The organism is Mesorhizobium sp. Cs1321R2N1, from assembly GCF_037179725.1.
Lineage (GTDB): Bacteria > Pseudomonadota > Alphaproteobacteria > Rhizobiales > Rhizobiaceae > Mesorhizobium > Mesorhizobium salmacidum.
Map to the genome: position 1 here is coordinate 1 of NZ_JAPYKP010000232.1, position 5,288 is coordinate 5,288.

7 protein-coding genes are annotated in these 5,288 nt (G+C 61.0%); 4 read left to right on the forward strand and 3 right to left on the reverse strand.

Annotation, left to right across the window (positions count from 1 at the left end):
• Positions 1–344: 344 nt before the first annotated feature.
• Both O7A61_RS30805 and O7A61_RS30810 read right to left on the reverse strand, forming a co-directional pair.
• The gene (locus tag O7A61_RS30805) at positions 345–983 is read right to left on the reverse strand and encodes a hypothetical protein (RefSeq protein WP_337132965.1); all 639 of its coding nucleotides are present in this window, start codon (positions 981–983) and stop codon (positions 345–347) included.
• Between the two features lie 255 nt (positions 984–1,238).
• On the reverse strand, positions 1,239–2,183 hold the full coding sequence (locus tag O7A61_RS30810) for an IS1595 family transposase (protein ID WP_337132966.1): 945 nt from the start codon (positions 2,181–2,183) through the stop codon (positions 1,239–1,241).
• A 304-nt stretch (positions 2,184–2,487) separates the two neighbouring features.
• On the opposite strand from O7A61_RS30810, the gene O7A61_RS30815 reads away from it, so the two are divergent.
• Positions 2,488–2,652 carry a hypothetical protein gene (locus O7A61_RS30815; RefSeq protein WP_337132967.1) on the forward strand — a complete coding sequence of 55 codons (165 nt, stop codon included), beginning with the start codon at positions 2,488–2,490 and terminating at the stop codon, positions 2,650–2,652.
• 90 nt (positions 2,653–2,742) lie between these two features.
• A complete protein-coding gene (locus O7A61_RS30820; RefSeq protein WP_027141487.1) occupies positions 2,743–3,048 on the forward strand; it encodes a hypothetical protein in 306 nt (101 codons plus the stop codon).
• A gap of 54 nt (positions 3,049–3,102) precedes the next feature.
• Here O7A61_RS30820 and O7A61_RS30825 read toward each other — a convergent pair whose 3' ends face one another.
• Entirely contained in the window at positions 3,103–3,531 is a 429-nt protein-coding gene (locus O7A61_RS30825; RefSeq protein WP_140713693.1) for a DoxX family protein, read from the reverse strand.
• 664 nt (positions 3,532–4,195) lie between these two features.
• Here O7A61_RS30825 and O7A61_RS30830 point away from each other — a divergent pair.
• Positions 4,196–4,375, forward strand: coding sequence for a DUF3606 domain-containing protein (locus tag O7A61_RS30830; protein ID WP_013894490.1), 180 nt, complete (start codon positions 4,196–4,198; stop codon positions 4,373–4,375).
• A 216-nt stretch (positions 4,376–4,591) separates the two neighbouring features.
• Positions 4,592–5,035, forward strand: coding sequence for a GFA family protein (locus O7A61_RS30835; protein ID WP_337132968.1), 444 nt, complete (start codon positions 4,592–4,594; stop codon positions 5,033–5,035).
• Positions 5,036–5,288 lie beyond the last annotated feature (253 nt).

Sequence of the window (5,288 nt, forward strand, 5' to 3'; positions counted from 1 at the left end):
GCAGCGGCGTCAGACGGGCATTCTTGTGGATGTTCATTCGGACCCTCCGATGTGTACTGAAGCCTGGTAACTCCAGTCTCCTCGGTTCGGTCCGAATGGACAACCTCCCGAAAGCTCACACCTAGGCATGGCGGCAGAAACACAAAACCCGCCTTGGCGGCGGGTCATTGGCGCAAATCAGCACCATGAACAAATATGTAGCATGGCTGCCCTCAGCCCGTCAACGGCTTCTAGGAAAAAATTCCTAATTATGTCGTTGACACCACAAGCGCAAGGAGTAGGATTTCGGCCCATGACAGGCCGGAAGTCGGAGCCCTCCGACAAACCATCTTGCGAGGTCGAAATCAGCCCTGAGATGGTTCGGGCTGGCGAGCTTGTGCTTGAAACTCTGACAGGGGTCGCCAGTCCAGAGACAGTGGTAAGGGAGGTCTATCGCTCAATGGAGACGGCTCGTATGTCTCGCCACGAGCATGAAGAGTTCTAAATATATGAAGGTCCGTACCTAGGCTCGCACCGAACATCGTATAGGTGTGAATCTCATCCGCGACCCTTCGAAGGTCGTGCAGATCGACAGGGCTAACCAGCTCATCACCAGACCTTGTGAACTTGGTAAGCAAAATCCCGGCTGTTCCTCTACTTTCGCTTCGAAATAGGCCACCGGAATGAGAATGCATGATAGAGTTGCGGTTTACGGCACAAATTTCATAACCAGCCGCGAAATGCTTGACCAGCTCTTTGAATTCGGCAGGCAGTTCGTCCCGCTGACCGGTCAGTTGAGCTAAAACCTTCAACCTGGAATCGTTTTGCAGGCGCTGGAATAGAACCCGAACCTGCACCTCTGTCATACCTACGGCATAGCCGAAAAGGATGCTGAACATATGCTCCAAATGGCAGTAATTGAGCGATATGACGCCAAGCGCGAATATGTCATCATGCGGGCCGGGTGCATATTTTGGCATAGGCCAATCGGGATCGCGGCGCATGAATAAATCGTCTCCTCGCAATGCCGAACCGTCGCCAAGAGACGGCGATCTTTACGGCGCTAACGAAGCGGAAGACCGTTTTCGTAGACTGCTCAAATCTGCCCTGAACACGCCACCCGCTCCACTCAAGAGCATGACTCCGATTGGAGTGCCCGCGCAACAGAAGCGCGGAAGAAAACCTAAGTCTTCTTCCGCTTCTTCGGATGCTTCTTCCGCCAGCGCAAAAAGCGCAAAGCGCGGTGATGGAAAACCGGACTAGTCAGCGAGTTGATAGGTAAGGCGCTTGCCGGAAGCGCCTTCAATGGCGGCACGGGTGCGGGCTTCATCCTCGACGCCAAGAGCCGAGCGATGGTTGTAGCGGAAATCGAATTCCGACAGGTAGCGGTGCAGATGCTTTTCCGCGCAATGCTGATACACGCCGCGCATCCCGCGCTTGAACACTGAAAACACGTTCTCGACCGTGTTCGTGTGGATCGTGCGCTCACCTTCATAGCGAACGTACTCGCCAGCGGAATGCTTGACTGTGGCGTGTTCGGCAAAGAGTTGATCGGTATCGCCGTAGAGGCGGCTTTCGTCGGTGTAGAGATAGCTTTCGCGAGCGATGTTCTCGGCAACGATCTTGGTGACAGTCGCCTTGTCCGCTACCGCTGCATAGAACGTGCGCACCGAACCGCCGCGCTCTACCAAGGCGATAATCGGGCGCTGGCCACCATGCCCGCGCTTGCCGCGAATGGTCGTCTTTCCAAGGCTCTTGTCGTCGCGGTAGCCGTAGTAAGTTTCGTCGGCCTCGACGATCTGGCCTTCACCGCCAAGCGGGCCGAACGTGCCATCGGCGCGCATGGCTTCGCGGATGCGGTGAGCCATGAACCAAGCCGCCTTGTAGGTGATTTTCAAGGTGCGGTGGAGTTGGTGCGCGGAAACGCCCTTCTTGGACGAAGCCATGAGATAGAAGCCCTGCAACCACTTGTGCAGCGGGATATGCGAGGACTCCATTACGCTCTTGGTGGTGACGCTGAAATCCTTCCGGCATTCCGGTTCGCCGCAACGGTAGACGGTCGCGCCGCACTTCTGGGTGCGCTTGGTAGCGTAGGAGCGATCTACGGTGCCGCAATGCGGGCAGGAGCGGCTAGACGGCCAACGGATTTCTTCCAAGAGCCTGCGGGCGGCTTCGTCATCGTGAAAATGTGGTGCCGAGAACATGGCTGCGTCCCTCTCTTGCAGCCCATACTACACCTAGGTTTTGTGGTGTCAACGATATAATTAGGAAAAAATTCACATTTGACCGAGAGAGCATGACGCCAGCCCAGACATTCATCCGCTTTTCATCAGCCGGCTCCTGTGAAATCATCAGCGGCAGCTCATGGAATGATTCCCGTCGCACGGCCTTGTGGAGAGGACGATGGACAGACCAGCCATGGCATCCGTCTTCAGGATGCGGCATGCTCCGGCCACGGTTTCCGGTGTGCGCAGCACTGGCCGGGGCTAGGCGGATCCGATCATCCGGGTGCATTCGCTTGGCGAAGCGATCCGCTTCGTCGCCGGCGCTTACCCCAACTACGACATCGGCACCGTTGCCATAGATTGCGGCGACCCCTCGATCCCGCGCTTCGGCAGCCTGGAGGTCAGGGCGCTGTGGCGCGAATATGGCGAGCGCCTGACGGAGGAGTAGACGCATGTCGCCAAAAGGCCGCGGCGCTTCTCCACGTCGGATCGGAAATGCCGCTCGCGCGTTTGGAACCCAGCCACTGGAGCAATCGCCATGAACGTCGCCAATCTGCAACTCGAAGGCCTGCTGATGGCCGTCGCCTCGATCAACCATGTCCTGGTCAAAAAGGGGGTGCTCACATCGGAGGAGATCGACATCGCGCTGCGCAAGGCCGAGGCCTTGGAAACCGGCGAGGAGCGGTCCGGAGGCATGTCGGCGTCGAGCCGCGACGCCGTCAACTTCCCGATCCGGCTGCTGGAACTTGCCAACCAGTGCCAGCCGGAGGCGGACATGCCGTCCTTTTCGAAGCTGGCCCGCATGGTCGGCCAGATGAAGGAGCCTTATAACGATCAGATGTAAGGTCTTCGTCCCGCGCCCCCGGGCGGGCCGCTAGGCCCTGCCCCGGGCGGGCTCCTACGCCCTGCCCGGCCATCCCAGGTTCAGCGCCAGGATTCTTCCCGGTCCATGGACCGCCGCGAAAAGCAGTCCGGCCAGGAACGAAAAATGGTCGACGAAGAAGCCGAATTCGGCCTGGTTGCCGGCCCAGTGGCTGGGTCCGTGGAAGGCCAAGGCCAGGAACAGCACATAGGCGGCGGCGACCAGCGCGGCCTGGGTGAAGAAGGCACCGCTGAGGAAACACAGCACCAGCGCAACCTCCAGGATCGCGGCACACCATGCGAGGAAGAGCGGGAACGGGAAACCCGCGGCCGCGATATAGCCGGCCGTGGCCTCCATGCCCATGAACTTGAAGGTCACCGCCATCAGGAAGACGGCCGCGAAGATCAGGCGGGCGACGAGAAGGGCCGCGGTCTGCCACGGCGATTGTGTGATTTGCGACGGCATGGTTGTATTCCTCCAGTTTCATCAGCCCCAAGGACGCACCGCCGCGCGCGGTTCCGACATCGGCCAGCGATTTTTCTCTCCGACTTCGGTTTGACGGCTGGTGTACGGCACCCCTCGAAGGGGAAGCAAGCAGGCCCAAGGCGCCGATTGCCGGCCGCCGTAACACGCGCCAGGCGTTCACGAACGATTAACGATCCTGAAACTTGTCCGTAACCAGCAACATGATATTGTTAGCTGGGGCTAATGCACGGCGTGTTCCGTGCAGTAATTTTGGGTGGGTCGAGTTTTGGGCGCAAACCTCAGGTTGGGGACGAAGTCCTATCTGGTCCGGTCGCCGGTCCTGGAGTGCGATGGCTGCGCCGGCACCGGAAAGGTTTTCCAGTGCCCGCGTTGGGCGAGTTCAAACGGCCTTTGCTGTCCTGCCGGCACGCATTCCCGCGGCTGCCCCGGCGCCAGCGCACCCTGCGCCGAATGCGGGGCGCCCGACAGCCGTGGCGCCGGCAGCCGTGGCGCCGGCCCCGGCCGCTCCATCGGCCTGAACCGGGGCCGGCGGTAAGTGCCCGGCGTCACCGCCATGGAACCAGCATGGCCGATCCGTGTTATGTCTGACCGCGACATCCAGGCGTCCGCGCGACCATGCGGCTTACAGAAAGTGAGGCCCGCCATGCCCGACGACAAATCGAAGACCAAACAGGACCGCAAGCTGGTTTCGAGCGAGGACACTTACGAGGTCGCCGCCTTCGCGCGCAAATACGGTATTCCGCAGAGCGAGGCGCAGACCATCATCAAGCGCTACGGCCCCTCGCGCAAGAAGCTCGATAACCACATGGCCGCGCGCGGATAGAAGAAGGCGGCCGCGAGGCGGCAACCATTTCGCCGGCGTCGCGTTGGAGGATGCTGCGGGCCGCGTCAACCGGGCCCGGCGGTACGGTGAACAGGATGTCTTTTTCCCGGTTTCTCATCCTGGCCAACGAAATGGCAGACGAGCATCTGTCCCGCCCGGCCCGCGGCATGCCAAACTGACGAAGCCAGACTGGCGAAAAAGGGAGGGGCCGCAACCATGTCCGAGATATCAAGCAGGACCGGCAGCTGCCTGTGCGGCGGCGTGCAGTTCGTCGTCACCGGCCAGCCGTCGCGGGTCGGCCTTTGCCACTGCAAGGACTGCCGCAAGGCGGGCGGTTCGGTCTATTCGGCCTTTGCCATCTGGCCGCGCGATGCTTTCGAGACATCGGGCCAAGTGGCCAGCTACGGCACACGCAGCTTTTGCCCGACCTGCGGCAGCCGTGTCGCCTGGGTCGACGACAACGAGGCCGAGGTGATGCTCGGCAGCCTCGACGTCGCGCCGACGGACCTGGCACCGCAATATGAATTGTGGACCGGCCGGCGCGAAGCCTGGCTGCATGCCTTGCCCGGCGCCGAGCAGTTCGAGCATGACCGGCCGCGGACACAGGGCGCGGATCTGCCCGCGCCGAGACCCTTGTCGGACGCCGTCGCGCGCGACTGAAGGCAAAGATTGAAAATTGATCGTCGGGGCCTGGAACCCTGCCCCGTCGGCCACGTTATCCGCCGCTTCCTCGGTGCATGTCGGCTTCTGCTCACATGCACAATTCATGGAGACGGCTGTTGAACGATAAGATGTTTCCCCGACCGATCCGCCTGAAATTCGCCCCTGAGCAGGAGCGCGTGGTGCGCAGCGCCTGGGGGGGGGCTGGAGTGCCTTGGCGACTGGCCGGTCGGCCAAGGCCGGCGCTACCGGG